This is a genomic window from Streptomyces roseicoloratus (genome assembly GCF_004117935.1).
Classification (GTDB): domain Bacteria; phylum Actinomycetota; class Actinomycetes; order Streptomycetales; family Streptomycetaceae; genus Streptomyces; species Streptomyces roseicoloratus.
Genome location: NZ_SDOY01000091.1, coordinates 39,899 through 63,006 on the forward strand (window position 1 = coordinate 39,899; position 23,108 = coordinate 63,006).

21 protein-coding genes are annotated in these 23,108 nt (G+C 72.4%); 19 read left to right on the forward strand and 2 right to left on the reverse strand.

Annotated elements, in window-relative coordinates:
* Positions 1-90: 90 nt before the first annotated feature.
* Positions 91-1,314 carry a signal recognition particle-docking protein FtsY gene (gene ftsY, locus ESG85_RS08815; protein WP_128977491.1) on the forward strand — a complete coding sequence of 408 codons (1,224 nt, stop codon included), beginning with the start codon at positions 91-93 and terminating at the stop codon, positions 1,312-1,314.
* Between the two features lie 218 nt (positions 1,315-1,532).
* Here the strand turns inward: ftsY and ESG85_RS08820 are convergent, their stop codons facing one another.
* Complete coding sequence (locus ESG85_RS08820; RefSeq protein WP_128977492.1) at positions 1,533-2,186, reverse strand: bifunctional DNA primase/polymerase; 654 nt, start codon at positions 2,184-2,186, stop codon at positions 1,533-1,535.
* Between the two features lie 426 nt (positions 2,187-2,612).
* Here ESG85_RS08820 and nsdA point away from each other — a divergent pair, with 426 nt between their 5' ends.
* The 6 genes from nsdA (at position 2,613) to ftsH (ending at position 12,650) form a co-directional block, all read left to right on the forward strand.
* Positions 2,613-4,085: a transcriptional repressor NsdA gene (gene nsdA / locus ESG85_RS08825; protein ID WP_128977493.1), complete on the forward strand. Its 1,473-nt coding sequence runs from the start codon at positions 2,613-2,615 to the stop codon at positions 4,083-4,085.
* 444 nt (positions 4,086-4,529) lie between these two features.
* Positions 4,530-5,876, forward strand: a complete 1,347-nt coding sequence (locus ESG85_RS08830; protein WP_128977494.1) for an ammonium transporter — start codon at positions 4,530-4,532, stop codon at positions 5,874-5,876.
* Entirely contained in the window at positions 5,873-6,211 is a 339-nt protein-coding gene (locus ESG85_RS08835) for a P-II family nitrogen regulator (RefSeq protein WP_128977495.1), read from the forward strand. The genes ESG85_RS08830 and ESG85_RS08835 overlap by 4 nt, the downstream gene beginning before the upstream one ends.
* Before the next feature lie 26 nt (positions 6,212-6,237).
* Positions 6,238-8,682 carry a [protein-PII] uridylyltransferase gene (locus ESG85_RS08840; protein WP_128977496.1) on the forward strand — a complete coding sequence of 815 codons (2,445 nt, stop codon included), beginning with the start codon at positions 6,238-6,240 and terminating at the stop codon, positions 8,680-8,682.
* Positions 8,683-8,832: 150 nt separating this feature from the next.
* A complete protein-coding gene (ffh, locus tag ESG85_RS08845; protein WP_128977497.1) occupies positions 8,833-10,386 on the forward strand; it encodes a signal recognition particle protein in 1,554 nt (517 codons plus the stop codon).
* Between the two features lie 305 nt (positions 10,387-10,691).
* Positions 10,692-12,650, forward strand: coding sequence for an ATP-dependent zinc metalloprotease FtsH (ftsH, locus tag ESG85_RS08850; protein ID WP_128977498.1), 1,959 nt, complete (start codon positions 10,692-10,694; stop codon positions 12,648-12,650).
* 101 nt (positions 12,651-12,751) lie between these two features.
* Here the strand turns inward: ftsH and ESG85_RS08855 are convergent, their stop codons facing one another.
* Positions 12,752-13,648 (reverse strand): class I SAM-dependent methyltransferase, encoded by an 897-nt coding sequence (locus tag ESG85_RS08855; RefSeq protein ID WP_128977499.1) that lies wholly within the window; start codon positions 13,646-13,648, stop codon positions 12,752-12,754.
* A 358-nt stretch (positions 13,649-14,006) separates the two neighbouring features.
* Here ESG85_RS08855 and ESG85_RS08860 point away from each other — a divergent pair, with 358 nt between their 5' ends.
* From ESG85_RS08860 to ESG85_RS08915, 12 genes are all read left to right on the forward strand, one after another.
* Positions 14,007-14,600, forward strand: a complete 594-nt coding sequence (locus ESG85_RS08860; protein WP_128977500.1) for a hypothetical protein — start codon at positions 14,007-14,009, stop codon at positions 14,598-14,600.
* Positions 14,601-14,883: 283 nt separating this feature from the next.
* Complete coding sequence (rpsP, locus tag ESG85_RS08865; protein WP_128977501.1) at positions 14,884-15,333, forward strand: 30S ribosomal protein S16; 450 nt, start codon at positions 14,884-14,886, stop codon at positions 15,331-15,333.
* Between the two features lie 2 nt (positions 15,334-15,335).
* Complete coding sequence (locus tag ESG85_RS08870) at positions 15,336-15,575, forward strand: RNA-binding protein (protein ID WP_056566048.1); 240 nt, start codon at positions 15,336-15,338, stop codon at positions 15,573-15,575.
* Between the two features lie 76 nt (positions 15,576-15,651).
* Positions 15,652-16,323: a ribosome maturation factor RimM gene (rimM, locus tag ESG85_RS08875; RefSeq protein WP_128977502.1), complete on the forward strand. Its 672-nt coding sequence runs from the start codon at positions 15,652-15,654 to the stop codon at positions 16,321-16,323.
* Positions 16,323-17,144 carry a tRNA (guanosine(37)-N1)-methyltransferase TrmD gene (gene trmD, locus ESG85_RS08880; RefSeq protein WP_128977503.1) on the forward strand — a complete coding sequence of 274 codons (822 nt, stop codon included), beginning with the start codon at positions 16,323-16,325 and terminating at the stop codon, positions 17,142-17,144. The genes rimM and trmD overlap by 1 nt, the downstream gene beginning before the upstream one ends.
* A 129-nt stretch (positions 17,145-17,273) precedes the next feature.
* Positions 17,274-17,624: a 50S ribosomal protein L19 gene (gene rplS / locus ESG85_RS08885; protein WP_128977504.1), complete on the forward strand. Its 351-nt coding sequence runs from the start codon at positions 17,274-17,276 to the stop codon at positions 17,622-17,624.
* A 38-nt stretch (positions 17,625-17,662) separates the two neighbouring features.
* On the forward strand, positions 17,663-18,508 hold the full coding sequence (lepB, locus tag ESG85_RS08890; RefSeq protein WP_128977505.1) for a signal peptidase I: 846 nt from the start codon (positions 17,663-17,665) through the stop codon (positions 18,506-18,508).
* On the forward strand, positions 18,501-19,838 hold the full coding sequence (lepB, locus tag ESG85_RS08895) for a signal peptidase I (protein ID WP_128977506.1): 1,338 nt from the start codon (positions 18,501-18,503) through the stop codon (positions 19,836-19,838). Before lepB (ESG85_RS08890) ends, lepB (ESG85_RS08895) begins: the two co-directional genes overlap by 8 nt.
* Entirely contained in the window at positions 19,753-20,892 is a 1,140-nt protein-coding gene (gene lepB, locus ESG85_RS08900) for a signal peptidase I (protein ID WP_164986202.1), read from the forward strand. Before lepB (ESG85_RS08895) ends, lepB (ESG85_RS08900) begins: the two co-directional genes overlap by 86 nt.
* Positions 20,893-20,964: 72 nt before the next feature.
* On the forward strand, positions 20,965-21,729 hold the full coding sequence (gene lepB / locus ESG85_RS08905) for a signal peptidase I (protein ID WP_128977507.1): 765 nt from the start codon (positions 20,965-20,967) through the stop codon (positions 21,727-21,729).
* A 248-nt stretch (positions 21,730-21,977) separates the two neighbouring features.
* A complete protein-coding gene (locus tag ESG85_RS08910) occupies positions 21,978-22,445 on the forward strand; it encodes an NUDIX hydrolase (RefSeq protein WP_246094896.1) in 468 nt (155 codons plus the stop codon).
* A 55-nt stretch (positions 22,446-22,500) separates the two neighbouring features.
* Positions 22,501-22,809, forward strand: coding sequence for a DUF2469 domain-containing protein (locus ESG85_RS08915; RefSeq protein ID WP_005311352.1), 309 nt, complete (start codon positions 22,501-22,503; stop codon positions 22,807-22,809).
* Positions 22,810-23,108: the final 299 nt, after the last annotated feature.

Consider the following 23,108-nt stretch of genomic DNA (forward strand, 5'->3'; position numbering starts at 1 on the left):
GGGAACTCGCACACTTTACGCGCAACGCTCCCGACCCCTTCACGGCGTACTCCGCTCCCGCCGCCGTCGTGGCCGATACTGGACGACGTTATGGAACTCATCCTTGCTGTAGTCATCGCTCTGGCCGTCGCGGTCGTCGTGACCGGCGGGCTCGTGGTCAGCGGCCGCAAGAAGAAGCAGCTGCCGCCGGCCCAGCCGCCGTCCACCACGCCGACCATCACCGCTCCGCCCGCCGAGCCGCACGTCGGCGACGAGGCGGAGACACCGCGGGAAGAACCACGCCGCACCGTCGAGGAGGTCGAGCTCCCCGCCGCCGAGGCCCCCGAGGCCCCGGTCGTCGTCGAGGAGCCCGCCGCCGAGGAGCTCGCGGCTCCCGAGATCGAGGTGCCCGAGCCGACCGCCGGCCGTCTCGTCCGGCTCCGCACCCGGCTCGCCCGCTCCCAGAACTCGCTCGGCAAGGGGCTGCTCTCGCTGCTGTCCCGCGAGCACCTCGACGAGGACACCTGGGAGGAGATCGAGGAGACCCTCCTCACCGCCGACGTCGGCGTCGCCCCCACCCAGGAGCTCGTCGAGCGGCTGCGCGAGCGCGTCAAGGTGCTCGGCACCCGCACGCCCGACGAGCTGCGCGGTCTGCTCCGCGAGGAGCTGATCACCCTCCTCGGCGCCGACCTCGACCGCACGGTCAAGACCGAGAGCCCCGAGGACACCCCGGGCGTCGTCATGGTCGTCGGCGTCAACGGCACCGGCAAGACCACCACCACCGGCAAGCTCGCCCGCGTCCTGGTCGCCGACGGCAAGTCCGTCGTCCTCGGCGCCGCCGACACCTTCCGCGCCGCCGCCGCCGACCAGCTGCAGACCTGGGGCGAGCGGGTCGGCGCGCGCACCGTGCGCGGACCCGAGGGCGGCGACCCGGCGTCGATCGCGTTCGACGCGGTCAAGGAGGGCATCGCCGAGAAGGCCGACGTCGTCCTCATCGACACCGCCGGCCGGCTGCACACCAAGACCGGCCTCATGGACGAGCTCGGCAAGGTCAAGCGCGTCGTCGAGAAGCACGGCCCGCTCGACGAGGTCCTCCTCGTCCTCGACGCCACCACCGGCCAGAACGGCCTCATCCAGGCCCGGGTCTTCGCCGAGGTGGTCGACATCACCGGCATCGTCCTGACCAAGCTCGACGGCACCGCCAAGGGCGGCATCGTCGTCGCCGTCCAGCGCGAGCTGGGCGTCCCGGTCAAGCTCGTCGGCCTGGGCGAGGGCCCGGACGACCTGGCCCCCTTCGAGCCGGGCGCGTTCGTCGACGCCCTCATCGGGGACTGAGACCCGGCGCGCTCCTCGGGGGGCTCAGACCCGGCGCGCTTCCCGTCCAGGACCGCGCATCCCGTCCGGACCGCGCACCGCGCCGGACCGGCCACCCGTCCAGGACCGCGCACCGCGCCGGACCGCGCACCGCGTATGAGAAAGGGCCCCTGCCGCAGCTCAACGGCAGGGGCCCTTCCCGTCCTCGCGGCGCGTGCCGGCCGGCCCGGCGGCGTCCGTCAGAAGTGCGTGCGGTGGCAGATGTAGGCGAGCGTGCCCAGCAGCAGCCGGGCCTGCGGCGGCGCCCCGGCCGTGTCCAGGGTCGGCGGCCGCAGCCAGCGGACCGGGCCGAGACCGCCCAGGTCCGACGGCGGGGCCGTGACGTGCGCTCCCGCGCCCAGGCAGTGCAGGTCCAGGCCGGCGTCGTCCCAGCCCATCCGGTACAGCAGCTGCGGGAGCTCGGCCGCCGCGCCCGGGGCCACGAAGAACCGCGCCCGGCCCGTCGGCGTCGCGCACACCGGCCCGAGCGGCAGCCCCATCCGCTCCAGGCGGACCAGCGCCCGCCGGCCCGCGGCCTCCGCCACCTCGATCACGTCGAAGGACCGGCCGACCGGCAGCAGAATCGTTGCTCCCGGGTACTCCGACCACGCCTTGGTCGCGACGTCGAGACCCGCCCCGGCCGGCACCGGCTCGGCGAAGGAGAGAGGATGCGCGCCCGGGGCCGTACAGGAGGGATCGCCGCAGGAACACCGGCCGCCGGCCGCCCGCGCTCCCGGGACGACGTCCCAGCCCCACAGTCCGGTGTACTCGGCCACCGCTGTGCACTCCGTGGTGCGTACGCGGCGCCGTGAGCCGGTCCGCTTCTCACGAATGCCGCCGATCGTGAAGCCCATGCCCCCTCCAACGGGTCGGACGCGCTGGTGGTTACGGAACGGGATCCGCCGTCACGTTCTGCCACGGTCCGCCGCTGCCCAGGGCGTGCGGTGGTGCGGCCGGTGGTGCGGACCGCGACACGCGCCTCCCCGTGCCCCGGTTCACCGATCCCGATCCTTCACCTGTCAAGTGAATCGCGTTCCGCCCGCGGCGAGTTCATTCGAAGGGGTGGCGAATGGTGGCGTTTCTTGAAACGCCATGCCCGGACGGGTGATCGTAGGATTACCTTCGGTGCACGAACCCCCCGGGGTGGAGCGCACGAGCGGGTATGCCGGAGGCAAGCCGTTTTTCCGTTCGAAGGAGCGAAAACGCCGGACGGGCGCCGCGGAACACGGCATTCTGGCAAGGGTTCGCGCAGACGACATCAGGTGGATGGGGGCGTTCCAGTGGGCGGCAACGGCGCAGACGGTACGACTGCCGGCAAGCGCCCGAACGAGCAGCTGAGCTCGTGGTTCGTGCGCAGCGGCTGGTCGAAGGGCGAGCTCGCGCGCCAGGTGAACCGCAGGGCACGCCAGATGGGCGCGCACCACATCTCCACCGACACCTCCCGGGTGCGCCGCTGGCTCGACGGCGAGCAGCCCCGCGAGCCCATCCCGCGGATCCTGTCCGAGCTGTTCTCCGAGCGCTTCGGCTCCGTCGTCGCCGTCGAGGACCTCGGACTGCGCACCGCCCACCAGTCGCCGTCCGTGTCCGGGGTCGACCTGCCCTGGGCCGGACCGCAGACCGTCTCCCTGCTCAGCGAGTTCTCCCGCAGCGACCTGATGCTCGCCCGCCGCGGCTTCCTCGGCTCCTCGCTCCAGCTCGCCGCCGGGCCCGCGCTCATCGAGCCCATGCAGCGCTGGCTGGTGCCCACCCCGGTCGCCGAGCCCGAGCGGCCCGCGGCCGCCGACGAACGCCGCCCGCACCGGCTCTCGCCCGTCGAGCTCGACCTGCTCGAGTCCACCACCGCCATGTTCCGCCAGTGGGACGCCCAGTGCGGCGGAGGCCTGCGCCGCAAGGCCGTCGTCGGCCAGCTCCACGAGGTCACCGACCTGCTCCAGGAGCCCCAGCCGGCCGCCGTCGCCCAGCGGCTCTTCAAGTGCGCCGCCGAACTCGCCGAGCTCGCCGGCTGGATGAGCTACGACGTGGGCCTCCAGCCCACCGCCCAGAAGTACTTCGTCCTCGCCCTGCACGCGGCGAAGGAAGCCGGCGACAAGCCCCTCGGCTCGTACATCCTGTCCTCGATGAGCCGCCAGATGATCCACCTCGGCCGGCCCGACGACGCCCTCGAACTCATCCACCTCGCCCAGTACGGCAGTCGGGACTGCGCCACCCCGCGCACCCAGGCCATGCTGTATGCGATGGAGGCCCGCGCCTACGCCAACATGGGCCAGCCCTCCAAGTGCAAGCGGGCCGTGCGGATGGCCGAGGACACCTTCGCCGACGTCGGCCTCGACGGCGAGCCCGAGCCCGACTGGATCCGCTTCTTCTCCGAGGCGGAGCTCAACGGGGAGAACTCCCACTCCTACCGCGACCTCGCCTACGTCGCCGGCCGCTCGCCCACCTACGCCTCCCTGGCCGAACCCGTCATGGAGCGGGCCGTCGACCTCTTCGAGAAGGACCCCGAACACCAGCGCTCGTACGCCCTCAACCTCATCGGCATGGCCACCGTCCACCTCCTCAAGCGCGAGCCCGAGCAGTCCGTCGTCCTCGCCGAGAAGGCCCTGGGCATCGCCCGCAAGGTCCGGTCCGAACGCGTGAACACCCGGCTCCGCAAGACCGTCGACACCGCCGCCCGCGACTACGGCGACGTCGCCGAGGTCGTCCAGCTCACCGACCGGCTCACCGCGCTGCTCCCCGAGACCGCCGAAGCCGTCTGAGCCCCGCGGTCCCCGCCCCGTACCACCGCACCACCCCGCAGACCCCGGCCGCGCCGGCCGTCCCGTAAGCCCGACTCGGCTCCCCCGCCGCAAGGACACACGGACGGACGGCGCGGCCGGACTCCTTGTGCGCCCGAGCCGGCGCGCGCACTCACGGAGGGCCTCAGGAGCGAGGGGGCCGAGCGGGGCGCGGGGGCGGGCGGCCCGGGGGCTCCCCGGGCGATGGTCGCGGCCCCCGGAGGCGGGGGCGTTACATGTCCGTGACCCTCGCGTTCACGGCGGCGTAACACGGCCCGCGGCTTCGTCACTGCCGTGAAACATCGAGCGGCATCGGCGGAAACCGGCCTGCGCGAATCTCTGGCGCATAACCGGCCACCCCTCATGGCCGAAGCCGCTCTCCGGCCCCGCCCCCGCACAGGCCGTACCGACGACGAGGAGACGCCGATGGCAGCAGCCATCACGACCCTGGCGGCAGACACGCCCACGCTGTCCGCCGCGAACACCGGGTTCATGCTCATCTGCTCCGCCCTGGTCATGCTGATGACCCCGGGTCTCGCCTTCTTCTACGGAGGCATGGTCCGCGTCAAGTCCACCCTCAACATGCTGATGATGAGCTTCATCAGCCTCGGGATCGTCACGATCCTGTGGGTCCTCTACGGCTTCAGCATCGCCTTCGGCACCGACTCCGCCTCCCTCTTCGGCTGGTCCTCCGAGTACGTCGGCCTCAGCGGCATCGGCATCACCGACCTGTGGGACGGCTACACCATCCCCGTGTACGTCTTCGCCGTCTTCCAGCTGATGTTCGCCGTCATCACCCCGGCCCTCATCAGCGGCGCCCTCGCCGACCGCGTCAAGTTCACCGCCTGGGCCCTGTTCATCACCCTGTGGGCCACCGTCGTCTACTTCCCCGTCGCCCACTGGGTCTGGGGCTCCGGCGGCTGGCTGTTCGAGATGGGCGTCATCGACTTCGCCGGCGGCACCGCCGTCCACATCAACGCCGGCGCCGCGGCCCTCGGCGTGATCCTCGTCATCGGCAAGCGCGTCGGCTTCAAGAAGGACCCGATGCGCCCGCACAGCCTCCCCCTCGTCATGCTCGGCGCCGCCCTCCTCTGGTTCGGCTGGTTCGGCTTCAACGCCGGCTCGTGGCTCGGCAACGACGACGGCGTCGGCGCGGTCATGTTCGTCAACACCCAGGTCGCCACCGCCGCCGCCATGCTCGCCTGGCTCGCCTACGAGAAGATCCGCCACGGCGCCTTCACCACCCTCGGCGCCGCCTCCGGCGCCGTCGCCGGCCTCGTCGCCATCACCCCGTCCGGCGGCTCCTGCTCCCCGCTCGGCGCCATCGCCATCGGCGCCATCGCCGGCCTGCTCTGCGCCATGGCCGTCGGCCTCAAGTTCAAGTTCGGCTACGACGACTCCCTCGACGTCGTCGGCGTCCACCTCGTCGGCGGCATCATCGGCTCCCTCCTCGTCGGCTTCTTCGCCACCGGCGGCGTCCAGTCCGACGCCAAGGGCCTCTTCTACGGCGGCGGCCTCGAGCAGCTGGGCAAGCAGGCCATCGGCGTCTTCGCCGTCCTCGCCTACTCTCTGATCGCCTCCGCGATCCTCGCCCTGATCATCGACAAGACGATCGGGATGCGGGTCAGCGAGGACGACGAGGTCTCCGGCATCGACCAGGTCGAGCACGCCGAGACCGCTTACGACTTCAGCGGCGCCGGCGGAGGCATCGCCCCCCGCAGCACCGCTGTCCCCGCCGCCGCTCCGACGCAGAACACGAAGGTGGACGCATGAAGCTCATCACCGCGGTCGTGAAGCCGCACCGGCTCGACGAGATCAAGGAGGCCCTCCAGGCCTTCGGCGTCCACGGGCTCACCGTCACCGAGGCCAGCGGATACGGCCGCCAGCGCGGCCACACCGAGGTCTACCGGGGCGCCGAGTACACCGTCGACCTCGTCCCCAAGATCCGCATCGAGGTCCTCGTCGAGGACGACGACGCCGAACAGCTCATCGAGGTCGTCGTGAAGGCCGCCCGCACCGGCAAGATCGGTGACGGAAAGGTGTGGAGCGTGCCGGTCGAGACCGCCGTACGCGTCCGCACCGGCGAACGCGGACCCGACGCGCTGTAACCCCCGGAAACGGACAGGAGCCGCTGGTGACGAGCCTCGACGCACACAAGGAAACCGACGATTCGGGACCCAGCGGTTACGCGGCGGCCCGGCTGCGCCTTCTCACCGAGAAGGCGCGGTCCGGGCCGCCGCGCCGTGCCGCCCTCGCCCGGCTCACCGACGACTGGCTCGCCGGACTGTTCGAGGCCGCCGCACCGCCCCGCGGCGTCGCCCTCGTCGCCGTCGGCGGCTACGGCCGCGGCGAACTCTCCCCGCGCAGCGACCTCGACCTGCTCCTCCTCCACGACGGCAGCGCCGACCCCCGCACCATCGCCGCCCTCGCCGACCGCCTCTGGTACCCCGTATGGGACCTCGGCCTCGCCCTCGACCACTCCGTCCGCACCACCGCCGAGGCCCGCCGCACCGCCGGCGAGGACCTCAAGGTCCAGCTCGGCCTCCTCGACGCCCGGCCCGTCGCCGGCGACCCCGCCCTCGTCGCCGCCCTGCGCACCACCGTCCTCGCCGACTGGCGCAACCAGGCCGTCCGCCGCCTCCCCGAACTCGACGCCCTGTGCCGCGAGCGCGCCGAACGCTCCGGCGAACTCCCGTACCTCCTCGAACCCGACCTCAAGGAGGCCCGCGGCGGCCTCCGCGACGCCCAGGCCCTGCGCGCCGTCGCCGCCTCCTGGCTCGCCGACGCCCCCCGCGAAGGCCTCGACGACGCCCGCCGCCGCCTCCTCGACGCCCGCGACGCCCTCCACCTCGCCACCGGCCGCACCACCGACCGGCTCGCCCTCCAGGACCAGGACGCCGTCGCCTCCGAACTCGGCCTCCTCGACGCCGACACCCTGCTCCGCCAGGTCTACGAGGCCGCCCGCACCGTCTCGTACGCCTCCGACGTCACCTGGCGCGAGGTGAACCGCGTCATCAAGGCCCGCACCACCCGGCCCAGGCTCCGCACCCTCCTCGGCCGCTCCGGCGCCGCCAAGACGCCACCACCCCGCACCCCGCTCGCCGAAGGCGTCGTCGAGATGGACGGCGAGGCCGTCCTCGCCCTCGGCGCCAGGCCCGAACGCGACCCCGCCCTGCCCCTGCGGGCCGCCGCGGCCGCCGCCCAGGCCGGCCTCCCGCTCTCCCTGCACGCCGTCCGCCGGCTCGCCGCCACCGCCGCACCCCTCCCCGTGCCCTGGCCCGCCGAAGCCCGCGAAGCCCTCGTCACCCTGCTCGGCGCCGGCGAGACCACCGTCCCCGTCTGGGAAGCCCTCGAAGCCGAAGGCATCGTCACCCGCCTCCTGCCCGACTGGGAACGCGTCCGGTGCCGCCCCCAGCGCAACCCCGTCCACACCTGGACCGTCGACCGGCACCTCGTCGAGACCGCCGTCCGCGCCGCCTCCCTCACCCGCCGCGTCCACCGGCCCGACCTGCTGCTGGTCGCCGCCCTCCTCCACGACATCGGCAAGGGCTGGCCCGGCGACCACTCCGTCGCCGGCGAGACCATCGCCCGCGACGTCGCCACCCGCATCGGCTTCGACCGCGCCGACACCGCCGTCATCGCCACCGCCGTCCGCCACCACCTGCTCCTCGTCGACACCGCCACCCGACGCGACCTCGACGACCCCGCCACCGTACGGACCGTCGCCGACGCCGTCGGCACCCTCGGCACCCTGGAACTCCTCCACGCCCTCACCGAGGCCGACGCCCTCGCCACCGGACCCGCCGCATGGTCGTCCTGGCGCGCCTCCCTCGTCACCGACCTCGTCAAACGCGTCGCCGCCGTCCTGGCCGGCGACGAACTCCCCGACCCCGAGGCCGCCGCGCCCAGCGCCGAACAGGAACGCCTCGGCATCGAGGCCCTGCGCACCGGCGAACCCGTCCTCGCCCTCCACACCGAACCCGTCCAGGCCGGCGAGGAACCCGAACCGGTCGGCGTCGAACTCCTCGTCGCCGTGCCCGAACGCCCCGGCGTCCTGCCCGCCGTCGCCGGCGTCCTCGCCCTCCACCGCCTCACCGTCCGCGCCGCCGAACTGCGCGCCGTCGCCCTGCCCCGCGAACTCGGCGAAGGCCGCCCCGTCCTCATCCTCGACTGGCGGGTCGCCGCCGAGTACGGCTCCCTGCCCGAGGCCCACCGGCTCCGCGCCGACCTGGCCCGCGCCCTCGACGGCTCCCTCGACGTCCCCGCCCGGCTCGCCGAACGCGACGCCGCCCAGCCCAGGCGCCGCGGCGTCACCGCCCCACCGCCCCGGGTCACCGTCGCCGAGGCCGGCTCCCGCCTCGCCACCGTCCTGGAGGTCCGCGCCCAGGACGCCCCCGGCCTGCTGCACCGCATCGGCCGCGCCCTGGAAGGCGCCGACGTCCGGCTGCGCAGCGCCCACGTCTCCACCCTCGGCGCCAACGCCGTCGACACCCTCTACGTGACCCGGCCGGACGGCTCCCTCCTCGCGCCGGAGGAGGCGGCGGGGCTGGCGAAGACCCTGGAGGAGGCGCTGCGGTGAGCACTCCCCGCCCACGGCGAGCACTCCCCGCCCACGTCGGGGATTCCGTCGCTTCGCCCTCGATCCGACGGGCGAAGCCACACACGCCGAACGGCCGGATACCCTGGAGGACAGTCCACCCGCCCCCGACACCGAGGATCCGCGACCGCCGTGTTCGATACCCTCTCCGACCGCCTTGCAGCGACCTTCAAGAACCTCCGCGGCAAGGGGCGCCTGTCCGAGGCGGACATCGACGCCACCGCGCGCGAGATCCGTATCGCCCTGCTCGAAGCCGATGTCGCGCTGCCGGTCGTCCGGGCGTTCATCAAGAACGTCAAGGAGCGGGCCGTCGGGGCCGAGGTCTCCAAGGCGCTGAACCCCTCGCAGCAGGTCATCAAGATCGTCAACGAGGAGCTCATCGGCATCCTCGGCGGCGAGACCCGCCGACTGCGGTTCGCCAAGAACCCGCCGACCGTGATCATGCTGGCCGGTCTCCAGGGTGCCGGTAAGACCACCCTCGCCGGAAAGCTCGGCCTCTGGCTCAAGGGCCAGGGCCACACCCCGCTGCTCGTCGCCTGCGACCTCCAGCGCCCCAACGCCGTCACCCAGCTCGGCGTCGTCGCCGACCGCGCCGGCGTCGGCTTCTACGGCCCCCAGCCCGGCAACGGCGTCGGCGACCCGGTCCAGGTCGCCAAGGACTCGATCGAGTACGCCCGGTCGAAGATGCACGACGTCGTCATCGTCGACACCGCCGGCCGCCTCGGCATCGACCAGGAGCTGATGCAGCAGGCCGCGGACATCCGCGACGCCGTCTCGCCCGACGAGGTCCTCTTCGTCGTCGACGCCATGATCGGTCAGGACGCGGTCAACACCGCCGAGGCCTTCCGCGACGGCGTCGGCTTCGACGGCGTGGTGCTCTCGAAGCTCGACGGCGACGCCCGCGGTGGTGCCGCGCTGTCCATCGCGCACGTCACCGGCAAGCAGATCATGTTCGCCTCCAACGGCGAGAAGCTGGACGACTTCGACGCGTTCCACCCGGACCGCATGGCGTCCCGCATCCTCGGCATGGGCGACATCATGTCGCTCATCGAGAAGGCCGAGCAGACCTTCAGCCAGGAAGAGGCCGCCAAGATGGCCTCCAAGCTGGCGTCCAAGAAGGGCCAGGAGTTCACCCTCGACGACTTCCTGGCCCAGATGGAGCAGGTCCGCAAGATGGGCTCCATCTCCAAGCTCCTCGGCATGCTGCCCGGCATGGGCCAGATGAAGGACCAGATCGCCAACATCGACGAGCGCGAGGTCGACCGCGTCGGCGCCATCATCAAGTCGATGACCCCGGCCGAGCGCCAGGACCCGACCATCATCAACGGCTCGCGCCGCGCCCGTATCGCCAAGGGTTCCGGCGTCGAGGTCAGCGCCGTCAAGGGCCTCGTGGAGCGCTTCTTCGAGGCCCGCAAGATGATGTCGCGCATGGCCCAGGGCGGCGGCATGCCGGGCATGCCGGGGATCCCGGGCATGGGCGGCGGCCCCGGCCGGCAGAAGAAGCAGATCAAGCAGGCCAAGGGCAAGCGCAAGAGCGGCAACCCGATGAAGCGCAAGGCCGAGGAACAGGCCGCCCAGGCGAAGCGCGAGCAGGCGCAGGCCGGCGGCGCCTTCGGCCTGCCGGCGGCGGGCCAGGGCCCGGGCGACTTCGAGCTGCCGGACGAGTTCAAGAAGTTCATGGGCTGATCCATCTGCTCCGGGCGGTGCACGCACCGCCTGCGGCTCCGGCCGTACGGGCGGGGCCCGGCGGTGATGAGGCCGTACGGGCGGGGCCGACCGTCACGCCGTACGGGCGGGGCCAGAGGTGATGCCGTACGGGCGGGGCCAGAGGTGATGCCGTACGGGCGGGGCCCGGCGGTGAGGACGTCCGGGAAGGGGTCCGGGGTGGTGGGAAACCGCCCCGGGCCCCTTTTCCTTCGCCCGGATCATCCGGAATGCCGGGAAGAGGGCGCTCTTCGATACTGGGGCCACTGCCACCCCGAGGAGAGCCCGTGGCCAACCCCGTACCCCCGCGCGACCGGACCGACCAGCCCTGGCGCTCGGAAGGGGCACCGCCGCCCCCGCCGGCCAGGAAGAAGATGCCCGGCGGCTGGGGCGGGCTCATCCTCACCGCACTCGTCGTCTACCTGATCGCCAACCTCGTCCTGTCCTTCTTCAACGAGAAGGACGGGCCGACGATCTCCTACACCGAGTTCGACAAGCAGGTCGCCGCCGGCAACGTCACCAAGATCTACTCCAAGGGCGACGCCATCCAGGGCCAGCTGAAGAACAAACAGCCCGCCCCGAACGGCGACGGCGACTACACCAAGTTCACCACCCAGCGGCCCGCCTTCGCCGACGACGACCTGTGGGCCCAGCTCACCAAGAACAACGTCACCGTCACGGCCGAACCCGTCGTCCAGGAACGCAGCTTCCTCGCCAACCTGCTCATCTCGCTCGCCCCCATGCTGCTGCTCGTCCTGCTGTGGGTGTTCATCGCCCGCCGCATGAGCGCCGGCATGGGCGGCGCGGGCGGCATGCTCGGCCGCAAGGCCCCGCCCAAGCCCGTCGAGCTCGAAGCCGGCCGGCGCACCACCTTCGAGGACGTCGCCGGCATCGACGAGGTCGAGGGCGAGCTCAACGACGTCGTCGACTTCCTGAAGAACCCCGGCGCCTACCGCGACATGGGCGCCAAGATGCCCCGCGGCGTGCTGCTCGCCGGCCCGCCCGGAACCGGCAAGACCCTGCTCGCCCGGGCCGTCGCCGGCGAGGCGGGCGTGCCCTTCTTCTCCGCCTCCGCCTCCGAGTTCATCGAGATGATCGTCGGCGTCGGCGCCTCCCGCGTCCGCGAACTGTTCAACGAGGCCCGCAAGGTCGCGCCCGCGATCATCTTCATCGACGAGATCGACACCATCGGCCGCGCCCGCGGCGGCGGAGCCGGCATGGGCGGCCACGACGAGCGCGAGCAGACCCTCAACCAGATCCTCACCGAGATGGACGGCTTCACCGGCTCCGAAGGCGTCATCGTCCTCGCCGCCACCAACCGCGCCGACGTCCTCGACCCGGCCCTCACCCGCCCCGGCCGCTTCGACCGGATCGTCCACGTCAACCCGCCGGACCGCGGCGGCCGCGAGGCCATCCTCAGGATCCACACCCGGCAGATCCCGCTCGCCCAGGACGTCGACCTCGAGCACGTCGCCAAGACCACCCCCGGCATGACCGGCGCCGAACTCGCCAACCTCGCCAACGAGGCCGCCCTCCTCGCCGTGAAGCGCCGCCAGAAGACCGTCACCCGGTCCGACCTCTCCGACGCCCTCGAAAAGGTCCAGCTCGGCGCCGAACGCCCCCTCGTCATGCCCCTGGAGGAGCGCCGCCGCACCGCCTACCACGAGAGCGGCCACGCCCTCCTCGGCATGCTCCAGCCCGGCGCCGACCCCGTCCGCAAGATCACCATCGTCCCGCGCGGCCGCGCCCTCGGCGTCACGTTGTCCACACCCGAGTCGGATAAATATGCCTATACGGAGGACTACCTGCGCGGCCGGATCATCGGCGCGCTCGGCGGCATGGCCGCCGAGCAGGTCGTCTTCGGCGTCATCACGACCGGCGCCGAGAGCGACCTGGAACAGGTCACCACCATCGCCCGTGGCATGGCCGGGCGCTGGGGCATGAGCGAACGCGTCGGCCGCCTCACCGCCATCCCCGGCGACGCCCAGCAGGCCTACGGCCTCTCCGCCGCACCCGCCACCCTCGACACCGTCGACGAGGAGATGCGCCGCATCGTCGAGGAGTGCTACGAGAGCGCCCTGAACCAACTCCGCGAGCACCGCGAGAAGCTCGATGCCCTGGCCGAGGCCCTCCTGGCCGAAGAGACCCTGGAGGAGGCGGAGGCCTACCGGGCGGCGGGCATTCCGCGCCTGGGGAAGGAGGGGAGGGAGGAGGGAGAAGCGGAAGGGGAAGGGGAAGGGCTGTAGGCGGGGCCGGGTGGGGCGGGCCGGAGCTTGGGCGGGGCCGGGGTCATCGGGGCGGGTGGTGGGGGCGCGAGGCGGGGGAGGCCGGCGGTTCCGGCACGGTTTCAGGCCATTCGGGCGATCACGTACCGGAAGACGTTCGCCATCCACACCGTCCCGTCCGCGCGGACGTACGGCTCCAGGGCCTCCAGGAGCTCCTTCTCGACCTGGTCCGGGTCCGTCGCCCGGACGGCCGCGTCGAACTCGCCCGTCGACAGCAGTCCGCGCACCGCGCTGTCCCGGTCGGCGTAGCCGAACGGGCACGCCACCCGACCCGAGCCGTCCGGCCGCAGACCCGCCGCCTCGGCCGTCTCCTCCAGGGCGTCCCGGCCCGCCGGGCACCCGCCCGTCAGCCGCGCCGCGACCCGCAGCACCGAGCTCGTCGCACACCGCTCCGCGGGGCCCCAGCCGGCGAGCACGAACGCCGCACCCGGTTCGGCCATCGGAGTGACCGCCGCCAGACGTCCGGCCGAGCCGGCCGATCCGGCCGTACCTTCTGCGGTCACCGTGCCGTGGAAGGCCGTGATCACGTCGTACGGGGCACTCTCCCGCAGCCCGGAGTCCGCGGGCCGGGAGTCCGCGAGCCCGAGGTCCGCGAGCCCGAGGTCCGAGAGCTCCGACGGTTCCGGGAGTTCCGCGACGACACGCAGCCCGGGCGTCCCGCCCTCCGGCGGCACCGGCACGGGGCCACAGGGCGGACCGGACACCACGAGCGGAGCCTCGGGCAGCCGCTCCCGCGCCAGTGCCACGCGCGCGTGGTCCCGGTCGACGCCGGCCACCCGCGCCCCGCGCCCGGCCGCCATCAGCAGGGCCAGGCCCGAGCCGCAGCCGAGGCCGAGCACCCGCGAGCCGGCGCCCACGCCGAGCCGGCCGTACACCGCCTCGTACAGCGGGACGAGCATCCGCTCCTGGATCTCGGCCCAGTCGCGGGCGGGGTGGTGCGGGACGAGCGTAGGTGTCATGGAAAGCGCCCCAATCCGTCACTCGGATCCGTACTCGGACGACGACCCCCCGTAGTCAGGGAACAGCGCGAGCGCGCCGTCGTCCAGTGCTGGGGCGCGACGGGCTTCCGCGCCGGACGCCGGGCGCGGAATCCGGCCATGAACTCCCGCCGGAGGAGGGGGTGATGCCCGAGTTCGGGCAGACGCCCGGTACTGTCCTCCCACACACCGCGCCGGCGCGCGTGACCTGCCCGTGCGCCGGGGCGTATGCGCCGCTACGCGCGCTCCCCACACATCCGTACCGACTGACGGGTACGTGCAAAATATTTGAGTTGCCCCGTAATGGAACCCGGAGGGGATCCGGCTCGTTGTACCCGACGTGAGCACGACACCACCTGTTCTCGCCGCAGAGCTGGCACAGGCGTGGGCCGACATTCAGCGGCACCACCCCGAGCTGCCGGACCTTGCCGCGCCCGAGTCCCTGATCGGAGAGTCGTCGTCAGCCTGTGGCGCCGAGCTCTCCTTCGAACGACTGCTTCACGAGGCAGTCCACGGCATCGCCGCCGCCCGAGGTGTCCGCGACACCTCACGGGCCGGCCGCTATCACAACCGGAGATTCCTCGCGATCGCCGAGGAGTTGGGCCTGGACCACCCCGAGGAGCCGCATGCCAGCAGCGGCTTCTCCCTGGTCACCCTGAATCCGGAGGCCCGGCGACGCTACCGGCCCACCATCGAGCGCCTCCAGCGCGCGCTGAAGGCCCACACCGTCGCGACCGCCGCCGACACCAAGCGCTCCTTCCGCGGCCCGGCCGCCCGGCACGGCTCGTCCGGCGGAGGCGTCCGGGTCAAGGCCGTCTGCGACTGCGGGCGCAACGTGCGCGTGGTGCCGTCCGTGCTCGCCCAGGCGCCGATCGTCTGCGGCGGCTGCGGAAAGCCGTTCCGCATCCCGGAGACGGTGGGCGCCGCGAACTGACCCGCCTCGGCGACGCACCCGGGACGGGGGACCCGGGGCCGGCGGACGCGGGCCGGTGGTCCGGGGCGCGTGGATCCGCGACGGGGACCGTGACGGGGGATCCGGAGCCGGTGGACCGCGGACGGCCCACCCCACGGCGTGTGGCACAATGGCTAGCTGTACTCGACAGTCGCACAGGACCCCTCTCTCCTCCGGCTGACGCGTCCATCGGGCACCCGAGTACCGCAACCCCACGTGGCATCTCAAGTGCCCAACCACGTCAAGACCAGGAGACACCACTCCAGTGGCAGTCAAGATCAAGCTCAAGCGCCTCGGCAAGATCCGCCAGCCGCACTACCGCATCGTCGTCGCCGACTCCCGCACCCGCCGGGACGGTCGTGCGATCGAGGAGATCGGCCTCTACCACCCGACGTACAACCCGTCGCGCATCGAGGTCGACTCCGAGCGTGCGCAGTACTGGCTGTCCGTCGGCGCCCAGCCGACCGAGCCGGTTCTCGCCATCCTGAAGCTCACCGGTGACTGGCAGAAGCACAAGGGCCTCCCGGCCCCGGAGAAGCCGCTGCTCGCCCCGGCGACCAAGGAAGCCAAGCGCGCCTCCTTCGACGAGTTCGCCAAGACTCTCGAGGGCGACGACGCCAAGGGTGAGGCCATCACCCCGAAGGCCAAGAAGGCCAAGGCGGACGAGGCCGAGGCTGCTTCCTCGGCCGAGGCCGCTGAGTCTCCCGAGGCCTGACCATGCTCGAGGAGGCTCTCGAGCACCTCGTGAAGGGCATCGTCGAGAACCCCGACGACGTGCAGGTCGCCTCGCGTAACCTGCGCCGCGGCCGCGTCCTCGAGGTCAGGGTCCACCCCGACGACCTCGGCAAGGTGATCGGCCGCAACGGCCGCACCGCGCGTGCGCTCCGCACCGTCGTGGGCGCCATCGGCGGCCGTGGCATCCGCGTCGACCTCGTCGACGTGGACCAGGTCCGCTGAAGTTTGACACCGGCACGGGCCGGGGAGGGCTGACCGCCCACCCCGGCCCGTTGCCGTACGACAGGAGAGATCACCAGTGCAGTTGGTAGTCGCGCGCATCGGCCGCGCCCACGGCATCAAGGGCGAGGTCAGCGTCGAGGTGCGGACCGACGAGCCCGAGCTCCGGCTCGGACCCGGCGCCGTCCTGCACACCGACCCGGCCTCCGCCGGGCCGCTGACCATCGAATCCGGCCGGGTGCACAGCGGCCGGCTGCTGCTGCGTTTCGAGGGCGTCAAGGACCGCAACGGGGCCGAGGCCCTGCGCAACATCCTCCTCATCGCCGACATCGACCCGGACGAGCTGCCCGAGGAGGAGGACGAGTACTACGACCACCAGCTCGTCGACCTCGACGTCGTGCTCGCCGACGGCACCGAGATCGGCGTCATCTCCGAGATCTCCCACCTGCCGTCGCAGGACCTCTTCATCGTCGAGCGGCCCGACGGCACCGAGCTGATGATCCCCTTCGTCTCGGAGATCGTCACCGAGATCGACCTGGAGAACCAGCGCGCCGTCATCGCCCCGCCGCCCGGCCTCATCGACGACAGCCAGGCCGTCGTCGCGTCCGCGCGCGAGGCCGAGGCCGAGGCCGCGGGCCAGGACGCGGAAGCCGGCACGAAGGCCGGGGGCGAGAAGGCCGGGGGCACGAAGGCCGAGGGCGCAGCACAGGAAGCGGAGAAGAAGACCGACGCCGGCGAGGACGCCTCCTGATGCGCCTCGACGTCGTCACGATCTTCCCCGAGTACCTCGAACCGCTGAACGTCTCGCTCGTCGGCAAGGCCCGCGCCCGCGGCGTGCTCGACGTCCACGTCCACCACCTGCGCGACTGGACCTACGACCGGCACAACACGGTCGACGACACCCCGTACGGCGGCGGCCCCGGCATGGTCATGAAGACCGAGCCCTGGGGCGACGCCCTCGACCAGACCCTCGCGGACGGCTTCGAGGCCGGCGCCCACCAGCCCGTCCTCGTCGTCCCCACGCCCAGCGGCCGCGCCTTCACCCAGGAACTCGCCGTCGAGCTGAGCGAGCGGCCCTGGCTGATCTTCACGCCCGCGCGCTACGAGGGCATCGACCGCCGCGTGATGGACGAGTACGCCACCCGCATGCCCGTCTACGAGGTCTCCATCGGCGACTACGTCCTGGCCGGCGGCGAGGCCGCCGTCCTCGTGATCACCGAGGCCGTGGCCCGGCTCCTCCCCGGCGTCCTCGGCAACGCCGAGTCGCACCGCGACGACTCCTTCGCCCCGGGCGCCATGGCCAACCTCCTGGAAGGCCCCGTCTACACCAAGCCGCCGGAGTGGCGCGGCCGCGGCATCCCCGACGTCCTGCTCAGCGGACACCACGGCAAGATCGCCCGCTGGCGCCGCGACGAGGCCTTCCGCCGCACCGCCGCCAACCGCCCGGACCTCATCGAACGCTGCGACCCCGCCGCCTTCGACAAGAAGGACCGGGAGATCCTCTCCATGCTGGGCTGGGCCCCCGAGCCCGGCGGCCGATTTTGGCGCAGGCCGGAGAGCGTGGAAGAATAGGCCGCTGCCGTGCGTCCGGCGCGCGCCCCTGCCACAGGGGGAACGACGCCCGCCAGGCACGGACGGCGATCACCAATCCTTCGTACATACCGCTGATGACCTGTGGCATCAGCGAGGAAAGAGACCTCCATGGCCTCCCTGCTCGACCAGGTCAACTCCGCTTCCCTGCGGTCCGACGTCCCGGCCTTCCGTCCGGGTGACACCGTGAACGTCCACGTTCGCGTCATCGAGGGCAACCGCTCCCGTATCCAGCAGTTCAAGGGTGTCGTCATCCGCCGTCAGGGCTCGGGCGTCTCCGAGACCTTCACGGTCCGCAAGGTCTCCTTCTCCGTCGGCGTCGAGCGCACCTTCCCGGTGAACAGCCCGATCTTCGAGAAGATCGAGCTCGTCTCCCGCGGTGACGTCCGTCGCGCCAAGCTGTACTACCTGCGTGAGCTGCGCGGCAAGGCCGCGAAGATCAAGGAGAAGCGCGACAACTGAGCATCGGCCCACAGGGTGGCGGGATAGGCTCGCCCCCGATGGACACCGAAGCACAGCACACGGAGCGCGACCGCTCCTCCGGCGAGGAGGAGCGGTCGCGCTCCGCGCGCGTTTCCGGGGCGGAAACCCCGCAGGGGCCCGAGGCGGAAACCCCGCAAGGGCCCGGGGTGGAGGCGGACGAGCCGTCCGGATTCCTCACCTGGCGCCGCACCGGCGTGATCGGCCTCGCCTGCGTCGCCTTCCTGCTGCTGTTCAGCCACTTCGTGCTCCAGCCCTTCCTGGTCCCGAGCAGTTCGATGGAGCCCACCCTCCAGGTCGGCGACCGGATCCTCGTCAACAAGCTGGCGTACCGTTTCGGCAGCGAGCCGCGCCGCGGTGACGTCGTCGTCTTCGACGGCACGGGCTCCTTCGTGGAGGAAGAGCCCGCGGGCAACCCGGTCACCGGCCTGCTCCACGACGCCGCCGCGGCCCTCGGCCTCGCCGAGCCCGACGAGACCGACTTCGTGAAGCGGGTGATCGGCACCGGCGGCGACCGCGTGGTCTGCTGCGACAAGGACGGCCGGATCACCGTCAACGGCGTTCCCGTGCGCGAGCAGTACGTGATGCTGGGCGACCAGCCGTCCAGCGTGCCCTTCGACATCGTCGTACCCGACGGCACCCTGTGGGTCATGGGCGACCACCGCAGCCAGTCCAGCGACTCCCGCGACCACCTGGGCCGGCCCGGCGGCGGCGTGGTCCCCGTCGACAAGGTCATCGGCCGCGCCGACTGGATCGGCTGGCCCTCCGGCCGCTGGTCCACCGTGCCGGAGACCGACGCCTTCGCCGCCGTACCGCAATGGACCGGCGGCGGCCACGCGACGGGGCACGGACCCGGACATGGGTAGGCGGGGCAAGGCCCCCGCCGGCCGACGCGGCCCCGACGGCACCGTGCCGGACGGCGCGTCCCGTACGCCTCCGGGGCGGGCCGAGCGGCGCAGACTCGCCCGTAGGGTCAAGCGGCGGCGCCGGCGCTCCGCCCTCACCGAGATCCCGCTCCTCGCCACCGTCGCCGTGCTGATCGCCCTGGTCCTGAAGACCTTCCTGGTGCAGGCCTTCGTCATCCCGTCCGGCTCGATGGAGCAGACCATCCGGATCGACGACCGGGTGCTCGTCGACAAGCTGACCCCGTGGTTCGGCGCGAAGCCGCGGCGCGGCGACGTCGTGGTGTTCGAGGACCCCGGCAACTGGCTCCAGCAGGAGGCCGAGCCGCCGTCCGACGACCCGGTCGTCCTCAAGCAGCTCAAGCAGGCGCTGACCTTCATCGGCCTGCTGCCCTCGGCCGACGAACGGGACCTGATCAAGCGGGTCGTCGCGGTCGGCGGCGACACGGTGAAGTGCTGCGGCGCCGACGGGCGGATCACCGTCAACGGCGTAGCGTTGGACGAACCGTATCTGCACCCGGGGAACGCGCCCTCGACGATCCCGTTCGAGGTGAAGGTCCCGCAGGGGAGGGTCTTCGTCATGGGCGACCACCGCTCCGACTCCGCCGACTCCCGCTTCCACCTCGACGAGCCGGAGCACGGAACCGTCTCGGAGGACCGGATCCTCGGCCGGGCCGTCGTCATCGCCTGGCCGATCGGCCACTGGCGAGGCCTCGAAGAACGCGCGACGTTCGCCTCCGTACCGGAACCGCGCGCGAGCGGCGGGGGGACGGAAACGGCGGCGAGCGGTGGCGGGGCGGACGCGGTGGCTCGTGATGGCGGGGCGGGCGCGGCGGCCAGTCCGGGCGAGGCGGATGCGGTGGCTCGTGACGGTGGGGCGGGCGCGGCGGCGAGCGGTGGCGGGGCGGACGCGGTGGCTCGTGGTGCCGAGGCGGGCGCGGCGGCGAGTCCGGGCGAGGCGGACGCGGTGGCTCGTGACGGTGGGGCGGGCGCGGCGGCGAGCCGCGATGTGGCCGACACGGCGGCGCCGCGCGGCGGGCCGGACACGGCCGGGACGCAGGGCGTGTCGCATAGTCTTGCCCAGCATGATCTGAACGGATTGCCCCGGCTCCCGACCCCTGCGGAACTTCTGCTCGTTATGGGAGTGGTGGGCCTGTCCCTGTTCCGGGGCGGGCGATTGCACGGACTGAGGAGTGGATGTGGGGGATGTGGCCGTCGGCGCACGACCCGGACACGGCGAGCCCGAGAAGCGGCCGGAGCGGACCGACCCGTCGGCGGCGGCCATGACGGATGACGCCACGGGCCACCCGGACCCCGATCCACGCTCCGGCCCCTACCCGGCGGACCACCGGGGCGACGGTCCGGCCGACCGCCCGGTCCACGACGCCGGGCCGGGCTCCGGCCCGTCCTACGCTCCCGGGCACGGCCCGGCCGGAGTCCCGACGCACGGCCCCGCCGGAGGCCCGGTCGATGACGGCGGCCCCGGGGACGGCGAGGGCGGCGACAGCGGCGGCGACGGGGGCGACGATCCCTCGGACCGCGACGGCAGCGCCCCGAAGAAGCCGCGTTCCTTCTGGAAGGAACTGCCCCTGCTCGTCGGCATCGCGCTCGTGCTCGCGCTGCTGATCAAGACCTTCCTGGTGCAGGCGTTCTCGATCCCCTCGGACTCGATGATGAACACGCTCCAGCGGGGCGACCGGGTGCTCGTCGACAAGCTCACCCCGTGGTTCGGCTCGGAGCCGGAACGCGGCGAGGTCGTCGTCTTCCACGACCCGGGCGGCTGGCTCGAGGACACCGAGACCCCCGAGCCCAACGTGGTGCAGACCGTCCTGAGCTGGATCGGCCTCATGCCGTCCGCCGAGGAGAAGGACCTGATCAAGCGGGTCATCGCGGTCGGCGGCGACACCGTCTCCTGCAAGGAGGGCGGCAAGGTCGTCGTCAACGGCAAGGAACTGGACGAGAGCTCCTACCTCCACCCCGGCTCGGTGCCCTGCGACCCGGCCTTCGGCCCGGTCAAGGTTCCCGAGGGCCGCATCTGGGTCATGGGCGACAACCGCCAGAACTCGCTCGACTCCCGCTTCCACATGGAGCTCGCGGGCGGCGGCACCGTCTCCACCGACGAGGTCGTCGGCCGCGCCGTCGTCGTCGCCTGGCCGGTGAGCCGCTGGGCCACCCTGCCCGTCCCGGAGACCTTCGACCAGCCCGGCCTCAGCCAGGCGCTCGCCGTTGCGCCCGGCACGCTCGGCTTCGCCGGTGCGCTTCCGCTGGTGCTGTGGCGGCGCCGGAAGCGCGCCGCGACGGCGGCCGGCGATCACGGGGGAGCGGCCTCCGCCCATACCGCTCGGTAGCAAGCCGCGGGTAGGGTGCCGAACCGGACCGTCGTACGGACGGCCGGCGATCTCCCGAAGCCCGAGGTGCCCATGAGCGTCGAACCGCGTAAGAAGGACGGCCACGGCCGCCTCGGCAGCGTCCTGTCGGGGCTCGCCGTGGCCGTCGGCTGTGTGCTCTTCCTCGGTGGCTTCGTCGTCGGAGCCGTCCTCTACCAGCCCTTCTCGGTGCCCACCGACTCGATGACCCCGACGCTCGACGTCGGCTCCAAGGTCCTCGCGGAACGCGTCGACGGCGCCGACGTCAAGCGCGGCGACGTCGTCGTCTTCCAGGACCCGCTGTGGGGCGACGTACCCATGGTCAAGCGGGTGGTCGGCGTCGGCGGCGACACCGTCGCCTGCTGCGGCGCCGGCGGGCGTCTCACCATCAACGGCACGCCGGTCGACGAACCGTATCTGCAGGCCGGGAAGATGGTGTCCCGGGAGAACTTCACCGCGAGCGTGCCCGAGGGAAGCCTCTTCCTGCTCGGCGACGAGCGGCACACCTCCATGGACTCCCGCGCCCACCTCCAGGAAGCCGGTCACGGCGCGGTGCCGCGCTCGGCCGTCGTCGGCCGCGTCGACGCCGTCGCCTGGCCCGCCAAGGGCGTCCTGGAGCGGCCCGCCGGCTTCGCCGAGCTGCCCGGCGGCATCTCCCGCCCCGGCCCGATCGTGCCGCTCTTCTCCGCGATGGCCGCCGGGTGTGTACTGATTCTTGTCGGAGCCGCGTACGGTCCACTGGCCCGTCGCCTCGGCCCCGGCAGGAGGAAGCCCACGGCGGCAGCCGCGGGGAAGCCCGAGGACAAGGTGAGCGCGTGACGGCGGGGGACGAGCGCACGATGGCGACGGCACGGAACGAGGACACGGCAGTGGAGGAAACCGACCGCACGGCGGCCGAAGGGCGCGGGCGGCGTGCGGCTGATGCGGCTGATGCGGCTGATTCCGTCGAGGCGGTCGAGACGGTCGAGACGGTCGTGGCCGTTGAGGTGGTTGAGACGGTCGAGGGAGCCGAGGGAGCCGAAGCGGTCGAGGCAGCTGAAGGCGTCGAGGCCGTCGAGCGGCGGCGGGTGGCCCGCGTGGTCCTGCTCGACCCGGACGACCGCATCCTCCTCCTCCACGGCCACGAGCCCGACGACCCCACCCAGACCTGGTGGTTCACGCCCGGCGGCGGTCTGGAGGGCGACGAGACCCGCGAACAGGCCGCGCTGCGCGAACTCGCCGAGGAGACCGGCATCACCGACGTGCGGCTCGGCCCGGTGCTGTGGCGCCGCCACTGCTCGTTCCCCTTCGCCGGACGCCGCTGGGACCAGGACGAGTGGTACTACCTGGCCCGCACCACACAGACCGCCACCGCCCCCGCCGGACTCACCGAGCTCGAGTCCCGGAGCGTCGCCGGCCTGAGATGGTGGACCTCCGCCGAACTGTCGGCGGCCCGTGAGACGGTGTACCCCAACAGACTCGCCGAGCTGCTGGACGCGCTGCTCGGCGAAGGACCCCCGAGCACGCCGCTCGATCTCGCCCCGGAAATCGTTTAGGGGCCCGGTCGGCTGGCGCACAATAGGGGGACGCACGGCTGAAGGGGAACATGCCATGAGCGCCGAGGACCTCGAGAAGTACGAGACCGAGATGGAGCTGAAGCTCTACCGGGAGTACCGCGACGTCGTCGGGCTGTTCAAATACGTGATCGAGACCGAGCGGCGCTTCTACCTCACCAACGACTACGAGATGCAGGTGCACTCGGTCCAGGGCGAGGTGTTCTTCGAGGTCTCCATGGCAGACGCCTGGGTCTGGGACATGTACCGTCCGGCCCGCTTCGTCAAGCAGGTCCGGGTTCTCACGTTCAAGGACGTGAACATCGAGGAGCTCAACAAGAGCGACCTCGAACTCCCCGGCAGCTGACCCGACGACGCCGCCCGCGCGCAGGTCCGGAGGACCTCTCACGGGAACACCACCTGTCAAGCCAGCCGCCTGTTCAGGCCGGCCGCCTGTTCAAGCCCGCCTGTTCAGGCCAGCCGCCTGTCAAGCCCGCCTGTTCAGCCCAGCCGCCTGTTCAGGGCAGGCCGTTCGTTCAGGCAGGCCGCCTGCCGGGGAAGAACACCTGCCGAGGAAAACCACGTATCAGGGGATCCACCCGCACGAGTGACCCGGTTATCCACAACCGCCCGGCCGTCCACAGTCCCGCACACGCGGAGTAGCGG